Below are 16754 nucleotides of genomic sequence, written 5' to 3' on the forward strand. Positions count from 1 at the left end.
AAAGATGATGAAAAAGGTCATGTTAATCGGCTATGGCGCGATGGCCCAGGCGGTGATTGAACGCCTGCCGCCGCAGGTGACGTTGGGTTGGATCGTCGCCCGCGAATCGCATCATGCGGCGATCCGCCAGCAGTTCGGCCACACGGTGACGCCGCTTACCGATCCGCTGCAATGCGAAGAGACGCCGGATCTGGTGCTGGAATGCGCCAGCCAGCAGGCGGTCGCGCAGTACGGCGAAGCGGTGCTGGCGCGCGGCTGGCATCTGGCGGTGATCTCCACCGGCGCGCTGGCGGACAGCGAACTGGAACAGCGTTTACGCCAGGCGGGCGGCAGGCTGACGCTGCTGGCTGGCGCAGTCGCCGGGATTGACGGCCTGGCGGCGGCGAAAGAGGGGGGGCTTGAACGAGTGACCTATCAGTCGCGTAAAAGCCCGGCCAGCTGGCGCGGCAGCTATGCCGAACAGCTTATCGACCTCAGCACGGTCAATGAAGCGCAAATTTTCTTTGAAGGCAGCGCCCGCGAGGCGGCGCGGCTATTCCCGGCAAATGCCAACGTGGCGGCAACCATCGCGCTGGGCGGTATCGGCCTTGACGCGACCCGGGTACAGCTGATGGTCGATCCGGCGACGCAACGCAACACCCATACGCTACACGCCGAAGGACTGTTCGGCGAGTTTCACCTGGAGCTGAGCGGCCTGCCGCTCGCCAGCAATCCGAAAACATCGACCCTCGCGGCACTGAGCGCGGTACGCGCCTGCCGTGAACTGGCATAACGCAGAGAGGCTGAGATGGACGAATTAGACATTTTTATCGGCGGCCAGTGGCGTCGCGGCGGCGGCAATTTAATGCACAGCCTGTTTCCGGCAGAGGGCGCTATTAACGCGGCGCTGCATGCGGCAAGCCTCGATGATTTGCAGGAGGCGATCGACTGCGCCGACCGCGCCTGGCGGGAGCCTACATGGCGGGCGATGCTGCCGCATCAGCGGGCGAAGATCTTGCATGAGGTTGCCGATCTGATTGAAGCACAGCTTGATGCGCTCACCCAAAAGCAGAGCCGCGATAACGGTAAACCGCTGGCGGAAGCGCGAGGGCTGGTGATGAGCGCGGCGGGAACGGCGCGCTATTTTGCCGCCGCCTGCGAACTGCTTGAAGGCGAGCTGCCGACGCCGCGGCAGGCGGATCTATTGACCCTGAGCCGCTATGAGCCGCTGGGCGTGGTGGCGGCGATCACCCCATGGAACTCGCCGATCGCCAGTGAAATGCAGAAGGTGGCCCCGGCGATCGCCGCCGGAAATGCGGTGATCCTCAAACCGGCGGAAGCCACGCCGCTCATGGCGCTGGAACTGGCGAAGATCTTTGAGCAGGCCGGTTTACCCGCCGGACTGCTGAGCGTGCTGCCGGGTAAAGGATCGATTATCGGCGATGCGCTGGCCCGCCATCCTAAGGTGCGCAAAATTTCCTTTACCGGCGGCACTACCACCGGGCGTCACCTGGCGCACGTGGCGGCGGAAAAGCTGATCCCGGCGTCGCTGGAGCTGGGCGGCAAATCGCCGACCATCGTGCTGGAAGATGCCGATATCGAACAGGCGGCGCGGGGCATCTGCTACGGCATTTTCAGCTCCGGCGGTCAGGCCTGCATTGCCGGCTCGCGGCTGTTTGTTCATGACAAAGTGTATCCGCAATTAATGGCCCGCCTGCTGGAGTTAACCCAAGGGCTGCGGATTGGTCATCCGTTCAGCGCTGGCACCCACGTCGGGCCGCTGATCAACGATAAACACCGCCAGAGCGTGCTGGAGTACGTCGAGCTGGCGAAACGCGAAGGCGGCAGCGTGCTATGCGGCGGCGAGATCCCGGCGGATCCGGCGCTGGCGGCGGGGAGCTATTTCCTGCCGACCATCATTGAAGGGCTGAACAATCAGGCCCGCGTTTGCCAGGAAGAGATCTTCGGGCCGGTGCTGGTGGCAATGCGTTTTCACGATGAAGCGGCGCTGATCCGCGAGGCCAATGATTCGGTCTTCGGGCTGGCGGCGGGGATCTGGACGCGCGATACCGGCCGCGCGCTGCGTCTGAGCGAGCAACTGGAAGCCGGTACGGTGTGGATCAATACCTACAAAGTTTTCTCCATTTCGACCCCGTTTGGGGGCTTTAAAGAGAGCGGTCTGGGCCGCGAAAAAGGGATCCAGGGGCTGAAAGCCTGGATGCAACAAAAGAGCATTTATCTGGCGACGGGTAATAGCGTCAACCACTGGTGCGACTGAGAAAGGGTGAGCAATGAGCGAAATGATAACCGTCGGCGATGCCATCGCCAGAACGCTGGAGCAGTATCACGTTGAAGCCATTTATGGCGTCATTTCTATCCATAACCTGCCGATCGCCGACGCCGTCGGCCAGCGGGAAAAAATCCGCTTTGTTCCGGCGCGCGGCGAAGCGGGCTCGGTGACCATGGCTGACGCCCACGGCCGTTTTTCAGGGCTCGGCGTGGCGCTGACCAGTACCGGCGCGGGCGCGGGTAATGCGGTCGGCGCGCTGGTTGAGGCGATGAACGCCGGTACGCCGCTGCTACACCTGACCGGACAGGTCGAAAAAGCCTGGCTGGACGCCGACACCGGTTTTATTCATGAAACCCGCGATCAGTTGACCTTCCTGAAAGCCAGTTCGAAGCGCGCTTACCGCATTAGCAACGCCAACCAGGCGGTGGCTATCCTGCATAAGGCGATTCAGGAGGCGCAAACGCCGCCGTGCGGCCCGGTATCGGTGGAAATCCCCATCGATATTCAGAGCGCCAAAATTCCGCTTTCACTGCTGACCGCGCCGTTGAAACGCGCTCCGGCGGTTGAGCCGGAAGCGTCGCTGGTCGATACGCTGTGGGCGCAGCTTAAGCAGGCGAAGCAGCCGCTGCTGTGGCTTGGCGGCGGCGCGTTAGAGAGCGGCGAGGCGGTGAAGACGCTGGCGGATGCGGGGGTGACGGTGATTTCCAGTACCCACGGCCGCGGCATTCTGGCGGACAGCCATCGCGCCAGCCTGCGCGCGTTTCATAATTCTCCCGCGGTTGAAGCGCTGATTTCACAATGTGATTTCACACTTGTGGCTGGTTCCCGGCTACGCAGTAACGAAACGCGCTCGTGGACGTTGGAACTGCCCACGCCGCGGGTGCAGATTGATATCGACCCGGCGGCGGCCAGCCGTAACTACCTGATGGACAACACGCTGGTGGCGGACTGCCGGGCGCTATTAGCGGCGCTGGCAGCGCGGGTGCAGGGCCGGATGTGGGGCGATGCGCGTTGGGATAGCCAGCTTAAAGCGGCGGTAGAGGCGGCGGAGCAGGGGCTGCGCGACCAGTGCGGCGCTTACGCTAAATTGAATGACGCGATTGCGCAGGCGCTGCCCGATGACGGCATTCTGGTGCGCGATATTACCGTCTCCGGCAGCCTGTGGGGCAGCCGCCTGTTCCGCGCTCACGGCCCGCTGATGAATATCCATTCTCTGGCCGGCGCCATCGGTATGGGGCTACCGATGGCGGTGGGCACCGCGATTGCCAATCCGCAACGGAAAGTGGTCGGCCTGGTCGGCGACGGCGGCCTGAGCCTCAACCTTGGCGAACTGGCGACCCTGGCGCAGGAGAAGGCCAACGTAACGCTGTTGATTATGAACGATGGCGGCTACGGCGTGATGCGCGGTATTCAGGATAAGTACTTCGGCGGCCGCCAGTATTACAACGAGCTGCACACGCCGGACTTTACCCTGTTGGCGCAGGCGATTGGCCTGCAGGCGTGGAGCGTGGAACGGGCGGAGGATTTCCAGGCGGTGATGACCGAAGCGCTGGCGATGCCGGGGCCATCGGTGGTGGAAGTGAAAATGGGCCAGATTGGCGCGCTGCGCTTTGCCGGCCCGCCGCAGAAGACGCTGTATTAATGATAATCCAGTGACCCCAACCCTCTCCCTTCCGGGGAGAGGGTACCGCACGGCACAGGGGGTTAATCAAGGCGCCGGACGGTTGCTCCTGCGCGCCGGGAGAGGGCCGGCCCGCAGGAGAGGGTTCATTACACGGTTAAAATACGTTAAACGGATATTCGACGTAGAACCGCACCTCATTACCGCTGACGTTATAGTCGCTGGCGTTGCTGGAAACGCGCAGCACCGAATAGCGTAGTCTCAATTTCAAATCTTTCGCCATGCCGTTTTGCACCTGGTACTGTACCTGGTTGAACCATTCGTGTTCTTTACCGTTGCTGGTCTCGGCGGTTTTAATGTTATCGCCGCGAACGTAGGCGGTGGTCCAGCTCAGGCCCGGTACGCCCAGTCCGGCAAAATCCAGGCCATAGGAGGCCTGCCAGGAACGCTCATCCTCGCCGTTAAAATCGGACCAGTAGGAGTTAGCCAGCCAGATGGTGTTGCCGCCATCGCCGACGCCGCCCTGATTCTGATACCCACCGTAGTGGTAGCCGGTGCTGCCGCTGCTTTGCTGGTAAGCGACTTTAAAGGTATGAATATCCCAGATATAGCTGGCGGCCAGGCTCCAGATGCTGTTGCTGCGCCCGGTGTCATTGGCGTCGGCATATTCTTGATCTAAGCGCGAGTTATAGCCATTGAAGTCAACAATCAACTGCTGGTCGGCGGCGAACGGCTGCTTGTAGTTCAGGCCGAGATACTGCTTATTCAGCACGTCCTCGACGTGTGTAGCGTATAGCGCGCCGCTGAGCTGGTCGTTGAATTGATAGCTGGCGCCGCCAAAGGTCAGGCTCTTCAGGCCGCTGTTGTGGCTATCGTCGCTTTTGCGCTGCTGATCGGTGAGATAACCGGCGTTAATTTCCAGACCGTCGATTTCTCTTGAGGTCAGCATGGTACCGGTATAGCTCTCGTACAGCAGCCGCGAGTCATCGGCGTAGACGATAGGCAGCATCGGGCGCTGGCTGCCGTAGCTGAGTACGGTATTCGAGAAGCGCATTTTAGCGGTAGCGCCGAATTTGGCTAAATCGGACTTCGCGCGGCCATCATCATCCTGGGCGAAAAAGTCGATACCGCCCGCGCCGCTGCGGCCGCGACCGCCGTCGAGGCGCACGGCGTACTGCGCAATGCCGTCAACGCCGAAGCCGACCGGTCCCTGGGTGAAGCCGGATTCGAAGGTAGCGATAATACCCTGACCCCATTCGGCTTTATCCGGCAAACCATCGCGATAATCGCGTTTGATATAAGCGTTACGTAAAAAGAGATCCAGGTGGCTGTCTTCAATAAAGCCCTGACTGGTAGATTGTTGGCTGGCGAAAGCCGGCGCGGCGGCAATAATGCCAAGTGCGATTAATGGTAATTCTTTTTTCACTGAGGGCACTTCTCTGTCTGTCGATATATTCAAGGGAATCACTGCCAGTCAGATATTCTCCTGAAATAATGTCGAAAGCAATCATTGTGTGAGCAGTTATTGCAGCCGGAAACAGGCTGTATGGCGCATGAGCCGTGTACCAGGCAGTAAGGGGTGGACTATTTATTATTCGGGTAAAGACGATTCTGGAAGCCAGATAGTGTGTGGCCTTTTTAATTTACCAAATAATATATTTCTGAATCGCCGGGCATAAAATAATTGGCTGTGATGCGCTGTGATAATAATTAACGGTTTGTGCGCTTAAATTATCAATTGATGCGGCTAAATATTTTTACGGGTATATAAAAAAGGGAGGCAATAATGCCTCCCGCTGTCGCTTATTTAATACCGTCGGCCTTCATGCGATCGCGAATATGCTGCGCGCGGGCTTCCGATGCCGGGTGATCGTCAAACATGGAGCTCTGACGGCCGGCTTCCAGCTTGGCCAGTTTTTCGAAGCTGGTGGCCAGTCCCGATGGATTGATGCCGCGTTTACGCAGCAGGTCGTAAGAGTAGTCGTCCGCTTCCGACTCCTGGCGCTGGGAGAACTGCGAGTTCACCAGTTTTTCGCCGAGATCGCCCAGCTGCGACTGAGACAGGCTGCCGACGATGCCGCCAGCGGAGGCCGCCGCCGCGCGCACGGCGTTAGTGCCCAGCGCGACCTGCATGCCTTTCTTCACGTGGCCCAACGCAACGTGGCCCATTTCGTGGCCGATAACCGCTTCTACTTCGTTATCGTTCATCAGGTCCATCAGGCCGCTGTAAACGCGGATGCAGCCGTTGGCCATCGCGAAGGCGTTGACGTCTTTTGTTTCATAAACCTTGTAGTTGACCGGCTGGCCGTTGATGTTATCGCCCAGCGCGGCGGCAATCTTGCTCAGGCGTTTGCTGTACTCGCTGCTGGCCGGAGAAATAGTAGCTTTGGCGTCCATCTCTTTACACGCCTGGTCGCTTAAGGTTTTTACCTGTTCGTCGCTAAGAGAGTAGGCCTGGAATGCTTCCGCGCCCGAGCTCAGCAGGGCGTTGGAGTCCATGTTCTGACATCCGGTTAATGTTGCTGCGATCCCGAAGGCAAGAAGGGTTGAGCGAATTTTCATTTTTATCTTCCACAATCTTATGGTTTTTTATCTGAATAATGGGCGACGACGGACCCGCCTCGTCCTGTGCAAAGTATAAATAGTATCTCATGATCCGGGCGAGTGGATTCCGCGGCAGCACAACGTGTTCCAGAGATTTCTTAATGGGCAAAAGGATGCTCCATGTACATGCTTTGTCGCTTGGGTTACATTGTTCACACTTTTTTCCGGCGTAGCCCAAAACGCGCTCTCGTCAAGTCGTTAAGGGCATGGCCTTATAACATCCGAACTGGAGTCAAAATGTCCTCACGTAAAGAGCTTGCCAACGCTATTCGTGCGCTGAGCATGGACGCTGTACAGAAAGCCAAATCCGGCCACCCTGGCGCCCCGATGGGCATGGCTGACATTGCCGAAGTCCTGTGGCGTGATTTCCTGAACCATAACCCGCAGAACCCGTCCTGGGCCGACCGCGACCGTTTCGTGCTGTCCAACGGCCACGGCTCCATGCTGATTTACAGCCTGCTGCACCTCACCGGTTATGATCTGCCGATTGAAGAACTGAAAAACTTCCGTCAGCTGCACTCTAAGACTCCGGGCCACCCGGAAGTCGGCTACACCGCAGGCGTGGAAACCACCACCGGCCCGCTGGGTCAGGGTATCGCTAACGCAGTCGGTATGGCTATCGCGGAAAAAACGCTGGCGGCGCAGTTTAACCGTCCAGGGCACGACATCGTTGATCACTTCACCTACGCCTTCATGGGCGACGGCTGCATGATGGAAGGCATTTCTCACGAAGTGTGCTCCCTGGCTGGTACCCTGAAACTGGGTAAACTGGTGGCGTTCTATGATGACAACGGCATCTCCATCGATGGCCACGTTGAAGGCTGGTTCACCGACGATACCGCGAAACGCTTTGAAGCCTACGGCTGGCACGTGGTGCGCGGCGTTGACGGTCACGACGCTGACGCCATCAAACGCGCGGTAGAAGAAGCGCGCGCGGTCACCGACAAACCGTCCCTGCTGATGTGCAAAACCATCATCGGCTTCGGTTCGCCGAACAAAGCAGGCACCCATGATTCCCACGGCGCGCCGCTGGGCGACGCGGAAATCGCACTGACCCGCGAAGCGCTGGGCTGGAAATACGCTCCGTTTGAAATCCCGTCTGACATCTATGCGCAGTGGGATGCGAAAGAAGCCGGCCAGGCGAAAGAAGCCGCGTGGAATGAGAAGTTTGCCGCCTACGCCAAAGCCTTCCCGCAGGAAGCAGCCGAATTCACCCGTCGTATGAAAGGCGAAATGCCGTCTGACTTCGACGCGAAAGCTAACGAGTTCATCGCTAAGCTGCAGGCGAACCCGGCGAAGATCGCCAGCCGTAAAGCATCGCAGAACGCCATTGAAGCGTTTGGCCCGCTGCTGCCGGAATTCCTCGGCGGTTCTGCTGACCTGGCGCCGTCCAACCTGACTCTGTGGTCTGGCTCTAAGCCGATCAACGAAGACACCGCCGGTAACTACATCCATTACGGCGTACGTGAATTCGGTATGACCGCGATTGCCAACGGTATCGCGCTGCACGGCGGTTTCCTGCCGTACACCTCTACCTTCCTGATGTTCGTCGAGTATGCGCGTAACGCGGTACGTATGGCGGCGCTGATGAAACAGCGTCAGGTGATGGTCTACACCCATGACTCCATCGGTCTGGGCGAAGATGGCCCGACTCACCAGCCGGTAGAGCAGGTGGCTTCCCTGCGCGTCACGCCGAACATGTCCACCTGGCGTCCGTGTGACCAGGTTGAATCCGCGATTGCGTGGAAATATGGCGTAGAGCGTCAGGACGGCCCGACCGCGCTGATCCTCTCCCGTCAGAACCTGGCGCAGCAGGAGCGTACCGAAGAGCAGCTGGCAAATGTGGCCCGCGGCGGTTATGTGCTGAAAGATTGCGCCGGCCAGCCGGAACTGATCTTCATCGCCACCGGTTCAGAAGTGGAACTGGCGGTTGCCGCGTGGGACAAACTGACCGCCGAAGGCGTGAAGGCGCGCGTGGTCTCCATGCCGTCCACCGACGCGTTCGACAAGCAGGATGCGGCCTATCGTGAATCCGTACTGCCGAAAGCCGTTTCTGCCCGCGTAGCGGTAGAAGCCGGTATCGCGGACTACTGGTTCAAATACGTTGGCCTGAACGGCGCCATCGTTGGCATGACCACCTTCGGTGAGTCTGCGCCGGCTGAGCAGCTGTTTGAAGAGTTTGGCTTCACCGTTGACAACGTTGTTGCCAAAGCGAAAGCACTGCTGTAATCGCTGGTACGGTGCGGGCTGATGCCCGCACCTCAACCCTCTCCCACAGGAGAGGGTGTGAACACCAAAAACGGTAACCCCTGGGTTACCGTTTTGCTTTTATCTCGCCACCCGGTTTTTTTGTAGGCACTATTCCTCGAACATGTAACTACCCTGTAAATTATTCCAAAGAAAATGTGACGCAAGTCATATAGCTGGTTTATTGCTCTGGACAAACATTCCTTTTATTCCGACTTTGGCTTATTCTAGCTGAAGCGTTTCAGTCGTATAAATGTTCGACAATTAATCAATCAGTCGCAGTTTGCGACAGGTAAGGTTCCCCTAAAGGCGTTGCTGGATTACTCTGTCAGCCACCTCAAATCAGGGATAACCTTGCAGGAGACCTATGACCATACGCATCGCGATTAATGGCTTCGGTCGCATAGGACGCAACGTGGTTCGCGCTTTGTATGAATCCGGGCGTCGTGCGGAAATCACCGTGGTGGCGATCAATGAACTGGCGGATGCCGCAGGCATCGCGCATTTATTGAAGTACGACACCAGCCATGGCCGTTTTTCCTGGGATGTTCGCCAGGAGCGGGAACAGCTGTATGTCGGCGATGACGTCATTCGTCTACTGCATGAGCCTTCTATCGCCGCGCTGCCCTGGCAGGAGCTGGCGGTGGATGTGGTGCTGGACTGTACCGGCGTATACGGTAGCCGTGAACATGGCGAAGCCCATCTTCAGGCTGGCGCGAAGAAGGTGCTCTTTTCACATCCTGGCGGCAACGATCTCGACGCAACGGTAGTCTTCGGCGTCAACCATGATGAACTGCGCGCGGAGCACCGCATTGTCTCCAACGCCTCCTGCACGACCAACTGCATTATTCCGGTCATTAAACTGCTAGATGATGCCTACGGCATTGAGTCAGGAACGGTCACGACAATCCACTCCGCGATGCACGACCAGCAGGTGATCGATGCCTATCATCCGGATCTGCGGCGCACCCGTGCGGCCAGCCAGTCAATTATTCCGGTTGATACTAAACTTGCGGCGGGGATCACCCGTATTTTCCCGCAGTTTAACGACCGTTTTGAGGCGATCGCGGTACGTGTACCGACGATTAACGTCACCGCAATAGACCTGAGCGTGACGGTGAAAAAACCGGTAAAGGCCTGTGAAGTCAACCAGTTGCTGCAAAAAGCAGCACAGGGAGCATTTCATGGTATAGTTGACTATACGGAATTACCGTTGGTCTCGACAGATTTTAACCACGACCCGCACAGCGCCATCGTTGATGGTACGCAAACCAGGGTCAGTGGCGCGCATCTGATCAAAACGTTGGTCTGGTGCGATAACGAATGGGGCTTTGCTAACCGAATGCTCGACACGACGTTAGCGATGGCTGCGCAAGGTTTCAGGTAAGGCGCTGCGGCGCTTGCAAAACTTTATCAAGAATCAACGAGAGGATTCACCATGTCTGTAATTAAGATGACCGATTTGGATCTGGCAGGTAAACGCGTTTTCATCCGTGCTGATCTGAACGTACCGGTTAAAGATGGCAAAGTGACCAGCGACGCGCGTATCCGCGCCTCCCTGCCGACCATCGAACTGGCACTGAAACAGGGTGCTAAAGTAATGGTTACTTCTCACCTGGGTCGTCCGACCGAAGGCGAGTACAACGAAGAATTCTCTCTGTTGCCGGTTGTTAATTACCTGAAAGACAAACTGTCTAACCCGGTTCGTCTGGTTAAAGATTACCTGGATGGCGTTGACGTTGCTGCCGGTGAACTGGTGGTTCTGGAAAACGTTCGCTTCAACAAAGGCGAGAAAAAAGACGACGAAGAACTGTCTAAGAAATACGCTGCGCTGTGCGACGTATTCGTCATGGACGCTTTCGGTACCGCGCACCGCGCGCAGGCTTCCACCCACGGTATCGGTAAATTCGCCGATGTCGCTTGCGCAGGCCCGCTGCTGGCCGCTGAACTCGACGCGCTGGGTAAAGCGCTGAAAGAGCCGGCTCGTCCGATGGTTGCTATCGTTGGCGGTTCTAAAGTTTCCACCAAACTGACCGTTCTCGACTCTCTGTCCAAAATCGCTGACCAGCTGATCGTTGGCGGCGGTATCGCTAACACCTTCGTTGCCGCTCAAGGCCACAACGTTGGTAAATCCCTGTACGAAGCGGACCTGGTTGACGAAGCTAAGCGCCTGCTGAGCACCTGCGATATCCCGGTTCCGACTGACGTTCGCGTCGCTACCGAGTTCTCTGAAACCGCCACCGCGACCCTGAAATCCGTTAACGACATCAAAGATGACGAGCAGATTCTGGACCTCGGCGACGTTTCCGCTCAGAAACTGGCTGATATCCTGAAAAATGCCAAAACCATCCTGTGGAATGGCCCGGTTGGCGTATTCGAATTCCCGAACTTCCGTAAAGGTACTGAAATTGTCGCTAATGCTATCGCAGACAGCGAAGGTTTCTCTATCGCAGGCGGCGGTGACACCCTGGCGGCGATTGACCTGTTCGGCATCGCTGACAAAATCTCCTACATCTCCACTGGCGGCGGCGCATTCCTCGAATTCGTGGAAGGCAAAGTTCTGCCGGCAGTAGCAATGCTCGAAGAGCGCGCTAAGCAGTAATTTAGTTCAGGCGGGGAAACCCGCCTGTTTTTCAGCGCGCTAACGTACAATTTTGTACAGCTCGCGAACCTTCTTCAACGGTCGAAGATACAGATACAGGACTAAGTAACATGTCTAAAATTTTTGATTTCGTAAAACCGGGCGTCATCACTGGCGACGACGTTCAGAAAGTGTTCCAGGTAGCTAAAGAAAACAACTTTGCTCTGCCAGCGGTAAACTGCGTGGGTACTGACTCCATCAACGCCGTTCTGGAAGCTGCTGCGAAAGTTCGTTCTCCGGTTATCGTTCAGTTCTCTAACGGCGGCGCTGCGTTCATCGCGGGCAAAGGCGTGAAAACTGACGTTCCGCAGGGTGCTGCTATCCTCGGCGCTATCTCTGGCGCGCATCACGTTCACCAGATGGCTGAACATTACGGCGTGCCGGTTATCCTGCACACTGACCACTGCGCGAAGAAACTGCTGCCGTGGATTGACGGCCTGCTGGACGCGGGTGAAAAACACTTTGCTGCCACCGGCAAACCGCTGTTCTCTTCCCACATGATCGACCTGTCTGAAGAGTCCCTGCACGAAAACATCGAGATCTGCTCTAAGTACCTGGCTCGTATGGCCAAAATGGGCATGACTCTGGAAATCGAACTGGGCTGCACCGGCGGTGAAGAAGACGGCGTGGACAACAGCCACATGGACGCTTCCGCACTGTACACCCAGCCGGAAGACGTTGATTACGCGTACACCGAGCTGAGCAAAATCAGCCCGCGCTTCACCATCGCCGCTTCCTTCGGTAACGTACACGGCGTTTACAAGCCGGGTAACGTAGTTCTGACCCCGACTATCCTGCGCGACTCTCAGGAATATGTTTCTAAGAAACACAACCTGCCGCACAACAGCCTGAACTTCGTATTCCACGGCGGTTCCGGTTCTTCCGCTCAGGAAATCAAAGACTCCGTCAGCTACGGCGTTGTCAAAATGAACATCGATACCGACACCCAATGGGCGACCTGGGACGGTATCCTGCAGTACTACAAAGCGAACGAAGCTTACCTGCAGGGCCAGCTGGGCAACCCGAAAGGCGAAGACCAGCCGAACAAGAAATACTACGATCCGCGCGTATGGCTGCGTGCCGCTCAGACCTCTATGGTGACTCGTCTGGAGCAGGCATTCAAAGAGCTGAACGCGATCGACGTTCTGTAATTTCGCTTGCTGCGAGCTAACGAAGGGAAACGGCGTTTCCTTTCATTACCGGCATAAAAAAGGCTTCCTGCGGGAAGCCTTTTTTTTAGCGACTTACGCAGGTGCCTTTTTCCCCGGCTAATATCTGTGGCGCATCCTTTAACGCGCCGATAAAGGCGTTATTTCCGGTCTGTTTGACAAACTGAATGACCGCTTCCGCCTTCGGCCCCATTGCGCCGTCCGGCGCGGCAAACGGCGCGAGCGTCGCAATGGTGACCTGACGTAACGGGCGAGCCTGCGGCGTCCCCCAATCAACATAGACCGCATCGGCATCCGTCAGTATCAGCAGGTGGTCGGCATGAATGGCGCTGGCAAGCGCCGCCGCCGTCAAATCTTTATCGATAACCGCTTCGACTCCCCGGTAACCGTGCGTATCGGCAACCACCGGGATCCCGCCGCCGCCGCAGCAAATCACCAGATGACCGGCATCCATCAGCGTCTGAATGGCCGCGCTATCAACAATATTTAGCGGCCTGGGGGAAGGGACCACCCGACGGATATAGTCGCCATCCGCTTTCATCTGCCAACCATAGCGTTTTTCCAGCTCCGCCTGCTGCTGCGGCTGATAAACCGGGCCAATATATTTCCCCGGCGCCGCGAAAGCGTCATCATTTGCCGCCACCTCTACGCGCGTCATCAGGGTGCTGACCGGCGCACCGGCGTACTGCATCAGTTCCTGAGCGATAGCGAAGCCTATCATCCCCTGACTTTCCGCGACCAGAATATCCAGCGGCCAGGCGGGAGATTCCTGATAGGCGGCGTTTTGCAGCGCCAGCAATCCTACCTGCGGGCCATTACCGTGCACGATCACCAGTTGGTAATCGCGGGCTAATTCCGCCGCCATCCGGGCAAAAAGTTGAATGCTGCGCTGCTGATTTTCCGCGCTGAGCACTTCTCCGCGCTGCAGCAGTGCGTTACCACCCAGCGCAATAACGATTTTCTTTTTCATGATGACCTCATTGAATTATAGAAGTGCGCTAAAAATATCGTTTTAGCGGCCAGGTAATGTGATGAGATCGCCACTTTATCGAGAGTAAAAAATATCTCGCTAATAAATATTATATTCGCTGGTTTTATTTAAATGTTTTTAAAGATGATTATTAGATTTTTTTTAATAATTTCGTCAGCAGTCTTTAGGAATTTAAAACAATGGATTTTGTGTGACTTTGTTCAAATGAAATACATGGTTACCCCGATATGGTTAGCGGAGTTAAAACATCAATCCTTCACCCATCCTCTGGGATGGCCTGAGGTGAATATTGCCGGGAGATAGCTTATGTCAGGAACGTATGAGGTAACCGAGGTGACCAAAAGAAAAGGAATACCCGCCTGGTGGGTCACGGTATTTCTTTTCTGGTTAGGTTGGGTATTTATGTATGCCGATCGCACGGTTTTAAATCCGGTGATGGGTGAGCTGGAAAAAGAGTTTGGTTTAAGCGGAACGCAATTAGGAGTACTCAACTCCGTATTCTATTTTTCTTATGCATTGCTACAGGTGCCGGCAGGGATCCTCGGGGACAAAATCGGTAAGAAAAAAGTGCTGGTGCCTGGGTTTATTCTGTTTGGCGTTTTTACCGCGGTCACCGGCTGGGTAAAAAGCTGGTATATGCTGCTGTTTGCCCGCGTGGTCACCGGCGCAGGCGAGGGGACATATTATGGCCCGCAGTACGGCTTGTCTTCCGAGCAGATCCCGAAAAAATTCCGCTCGCTGGGCAGCGCGATTATCAATAGCGGAATGGCCTTTGGCATCGCGCTGGGTCTGATGACCTCCAGCTGGCTGGTCTATGACCAGGGTTACTCGTGGCGGATGCCGTTTTATGCCATGGCGATACCTTCGGTGCTGGTAGGGATTGCTATCTGGCTATTCGTGAAAGAGAAAAAGCGCACCGCCGACGCTGAGGGCAAACCGGTACAAAAAGGTAAATTTAGCGATCTGTTGAAGAATCGTAATTTAATTCTGACCTATATTATGGTGTTCTGCAGCCTGTTTGGTTTCTTCGTTATTCTGACCTGGCTTCCTTATTATCTGCAAAACGAGCGCGGTATTGCCGGTAGCGAAACCGGATTTATTTCGTCGCTGGTCGCGTGGATCTCTATTCCCGGCGCGCTGTTGTTCTCAGGGCTCTCGGATAAATTAGGCCGCCGCAAACCGTTAATTTTATTCCTCGTGCCGGTGGCGATTGCCAGCATGCTTTCCATTATTTGGATGCCGAGCATGACCGGCGTCATCGTGGCGCTGTGCGTGTATGGCCTGGTTGGCAAACTGGCGCTGGATCCGGTGCTGGTGGCGCTGGTCGCCGATAGCGTCGATGAAACCAATTACAGCACCGCGTTTGGTTTATTTAATTTTATCGGGATGAGCTCATCGATTCTGGCGCCAATTATTGCAGGGGCGGCGCGCGATATTACCGGCAGTCTGGCTTCGAGTTTTTATGTTTCCGCGGCGCTGCTGGTCATTGGTCTGGTCGCTATGCTGTTTTTAAAAGAAAAACGCACATAAAGAGGTAGCGGTAATGATTTACGCTTTTATTAAAAAGGGAAGCTTTCAGGATTCCGTAAGCCTGATGATTATTTCCCGAAAATTAAGTGAACGCCCGGAAGTGGATCAGGTTTCGGTCATGATGGGCACCCCGGCGAATAAATCGATGCTGGAGTCGACCGGATTCTGGCATCCGGATTTCGCCGAGGCGACGCCCAACGATATTTGTGTCGCAGTTCGCACGCAGGAAGCGCAGCCGGAAATTCTCGATTTAATCCGTGAACAGTTAGAGAAAGAGCTGAGCGCTATCGCTAATGCATCAGGCAGCTCAACGCAGCTGGTCAAGGCGCGGCGCTGGGAGAGCGCCTGCCAGAAATTACCGGACGCGAATCTGTTGCTGGTTTCGGTGGCAGGGGAGTACGCCGCCAGGGTGGCGAAAGAGGGATTGTTAGCCAATAAGAGCGTGATGCTGTTTTCCGATAACGTCCCGTTGGAGCAAGAAGTTGAACTGAAAACGCTGGCTCGCGAGAAGGGGCTCATTGTGATGGGACCGGATTGCGGAACGGCAATGATCGCCGGCAGTCCACTGGCCTTTGCCAACGTTTTACCGCAGGGCGGAATTGGCGTCATCGGCGCATCGGGGACCGGGATCCAGGAAATCACCTCGCAGGTGGCGCTGCATCAACAGGGAATTAGCCACGCCATCGGCCTTGGCGGGCGCGATCTCAGTGCCGAAGTCGGCGGTATCAGCGCCCTGACCGCGCTGGAGATGCTGGCGGCCGATAGCGCGACGCAGGTTATCGCTTTTGTCTCCAAACCGCCTTCGCCACAGGTGCGTGCCCGCATCATTGCCGCCATGCAAAAACAGAATAAACCGGTGGTGGCGCTGTTCCTCGGCAGCCGTGCCGAGCAGCGCCGCGAGGGCAACGTCTGGCTGGCGAACTCGCTGGCGGACGCCGCGCAGCTGGCGGTACTGCTGATGCGGGTAGCGCAACAGCGGCAGAGCCAGCCGCAGGTTGCAGGCAAGGGGATTTATGGCCTGTACGCTGGCGGTACCCTTGCCGCCGAGGCCGCGATGCTGCTCTCCGATCATCTGGAAGTGCCGGTCAGCGACAGCCACGCCGAGGGCGTGATGCTGGAAGCCGGCGGGCATCGCATTGTCGACCTTGGCGACGATAGTTACACCCTCGGCAGACCGCATCCGATGATCGACCCAACCACCCGTAGCATTGAAATTGAGAAGCTGGCGGCAATGCCGGAAGTTGGCGTGCTGTTGCTGGATGTGGTGTTGGGCTATGGCGCCTGCGCCGATCCGGCCGGGGCGGTGGTTGAGGCCATCGAGCAGGTCCGGCGTAAACGTGCCGCGCCGTTGGTGGTCATCGCCACCATGACCGGCACCGATGCCGACCCGCAGGGCCGTAGCGAGCAGATAGCCATCCTGCGCGATGCCGGGGTTGCGGTGGTCGAAACCCTCGAAGAGGCGACGCTACTGGCGGTTAGCCTGACGCAGCATCAGCCGCAGAGCGAATCGACAGCGCATAACCCGCTGCTCGACGGCGTGCAGGTCATTAATGCCGGGTTGCGCAGCTTCGCGCTGGATCTACAAAGCAGCGGTACGCCGGTGGTGCATTATCAGTGGGCGCCCGTTGCCGGCGGTAACGCTCGTCTCGCCAGTTTACTCAAGCAGTTACATTAAGTTCAGA

At 56.9% G+C, this 16754-nt stretch carries 12 protein-coding genes; 9 read left to right on the plus strand and 3 right to left on the minus strand.

Annotated elements, in window-relative coordinates:
- Window positions 1-7: 7 nt before the first annotated feature.
- Genes PGR10_RS11595 through PGR10_RS11605 form a run of 3 tightly spaced genes read left to right on the plus strand, consistent with a single transcriptional unit; the run spans window position 8 to window position 3911 of the window.
- Complete coding sequence (locus PGR10_RS11595; protein WP_087859770.1) at window positions 8-772, plus strand: aspartate dehydrogenase; 765 nt, start codon at window positions 8-10, stop codon at window positions 770-772.
- 15 nt (window positions 773-787) lie between these two features.
- Window positions 788-2257 (plus strand): aldehyde dehydrogenase, encoded by a 1470-nt coding sequence (locus PGR10_RS11600; RefSeq protein ID WP_430923496.1) that lies wholly within the window; start codon window positions 788-790, stop codon window positions 2255-2257.
- 13 nt (window positions 2258-2270) lie between these two features.
- Window positions 2271-3911 (plus strand): thiamine pyrophosphate-binding protein, encoded by a 1641-nt coding sequence (locus PGR10_RS11605; RefSeq protein ID WP_430923497.1) that lies wholly within the window; start codon window positions 2271-2273, stop codon window positions 3909-3911.
- Between the two features lie 136 nt (window positions 3912-4047).
- Here the strand turns inward: PGR10_RS11605 and PGR10_RS11610 are convergent, their stop codons facing one another.
- Both PGR10_RS11610 and PGR10_RS11615 read right to left on the minus strand, forming a co-directional pair.
- Window positions 4048-5316 carry an OprD family outer membrane porin gene (locus tag PGR10_RS11610; protein WP_430923498.1) on the minus strand — a complete coding sequence of 423 codons (1269 nt, stop codon included), beginning with the start codon at window positions 5314-5316 and terminating at the stop codon, window positions 4048-4050.
- Window positions 5317-5693: 377 nt separating this feature from the next.
- Window positions 5694-6452: a M48 family metallopeptidase gene (locus PGR10_RS11615; RefSeq protein ID WP_015703437.1), complete on the minus strand. Its 759-nt coding sequence runs from the start codon at window positions 6450-6452 to the stop codon at window positions 5694-5696.
- A gap of 279 nt (window positions 6453-6731) precedes the next feature.
- On the opposite strand from PGR10_RS11615, the gene tkt reads away from it, so the two are divergent.
- The 4 genes from tkt (at window position 6732) to fbaA (ending at window position 12533) form a co-directional block, all read left to right on the plus strand.
- Window positions 6732-8723 (plus strand): transketolase, encoded by a 1992-nt coding sequence (gene tkt, locus PGR10_RS11620; RefSeq protein WP_213793561.1) that lies wholly within the window; start codon window positions 6732-6734, stop codon window positions 8721-8723.
- Window positions 8724-9108: 385 nt separating this feature from the next.
- Entirely contained in the window at window positions 9109-10128 is a 1020-nt protein-coding gene (gene epd, locus PGR10_RS11625) for an erythrose-4-phosphate dehydrogenase (protein WP_015369761.1), read from the plus strand.
- Between the two features lie 51 nt (window positions 10129-10179).
- On the plus strand, window positions 10180-11343 hold the full coding sequence (gene pgk / locus PGR10_RS11630) for a phosphoglycerate kinase (protein ID WP_087859766.1): 1164 nt from the start codon (window positions 10180-10182) through the stop codon (window positions 11341-11343).
- 110 nt (window positions 11344-11453) lie between these two features.
- The gene (gene fbaA / locus PGR10_RS11635; protein WP_004144748.1) at window positions 11454-12533 is read left to right on the plus strand and encodes a class II fructose-bisphosphate aldolase; all 1080 of its coding nucleotides are present in this window, start codon (window positions 11454-11456) and stop codon (window positions 12531-12533) included.
- A gap of 85 nt (window positions 12534-12618) precedes the next feature.
- On the opposite strand, the gene PGR10_RS11640 is transcribed toward fbaA, so the two are convergent.
- Complete coding sequence (locus PGR10_RS11640; RefSeq protein WP_430923499.1) at window positions 12619-13521, minus strand: carbamate kinase; 903 nt, start codon at window positions 13519-13521, stop codon at window positions 12619-12621.
- 327 nt (window positions 13522-13848) lie between these two features.
- Between PGR10_RS11640 and PGR10_RS11645 the strand changes: the two genes are divergently transcribed.
- Together PGR10_RS11645 and PGR10_RS11650 are read left to right on the plus strand one after the other, a co-directional pair.
- On the plus strand, window positions 13849-15072 hold the full coding sequence (locus tag PGR10_RS11645; protein WP_047044047.1) for an MFS transporter: 1224 nt from the start codon (window positions 13849-13851) through the stop codon (window positions 15070-15072).
- A 13-nt stretch (window positions 15073-15085) separates the two neighbouring features.
- Complete coding sequence (locus PGR10_RS11650; protein WP_430923500.1) at window positions 15086-16747, plus strand: acyl-CoA synthetase FdrA; 1662 nt, start codon at window positions 15086-15088, stop codon at window positions 16745-16747.
- The last annotated feature ends 7 nt before the right edge of the window (window positions 16748-16754 follow it).

Source organism: Klebsiella sp. 141198 (assembly GCF_050600785.1).
Taxonomy (GTDB): Bacteria; Pseudomonadota; Gammaproteobacteria; order Enterobacterales; family Enterobacteriaceae; genus Klebsiella; species Klebsiella aerogenes.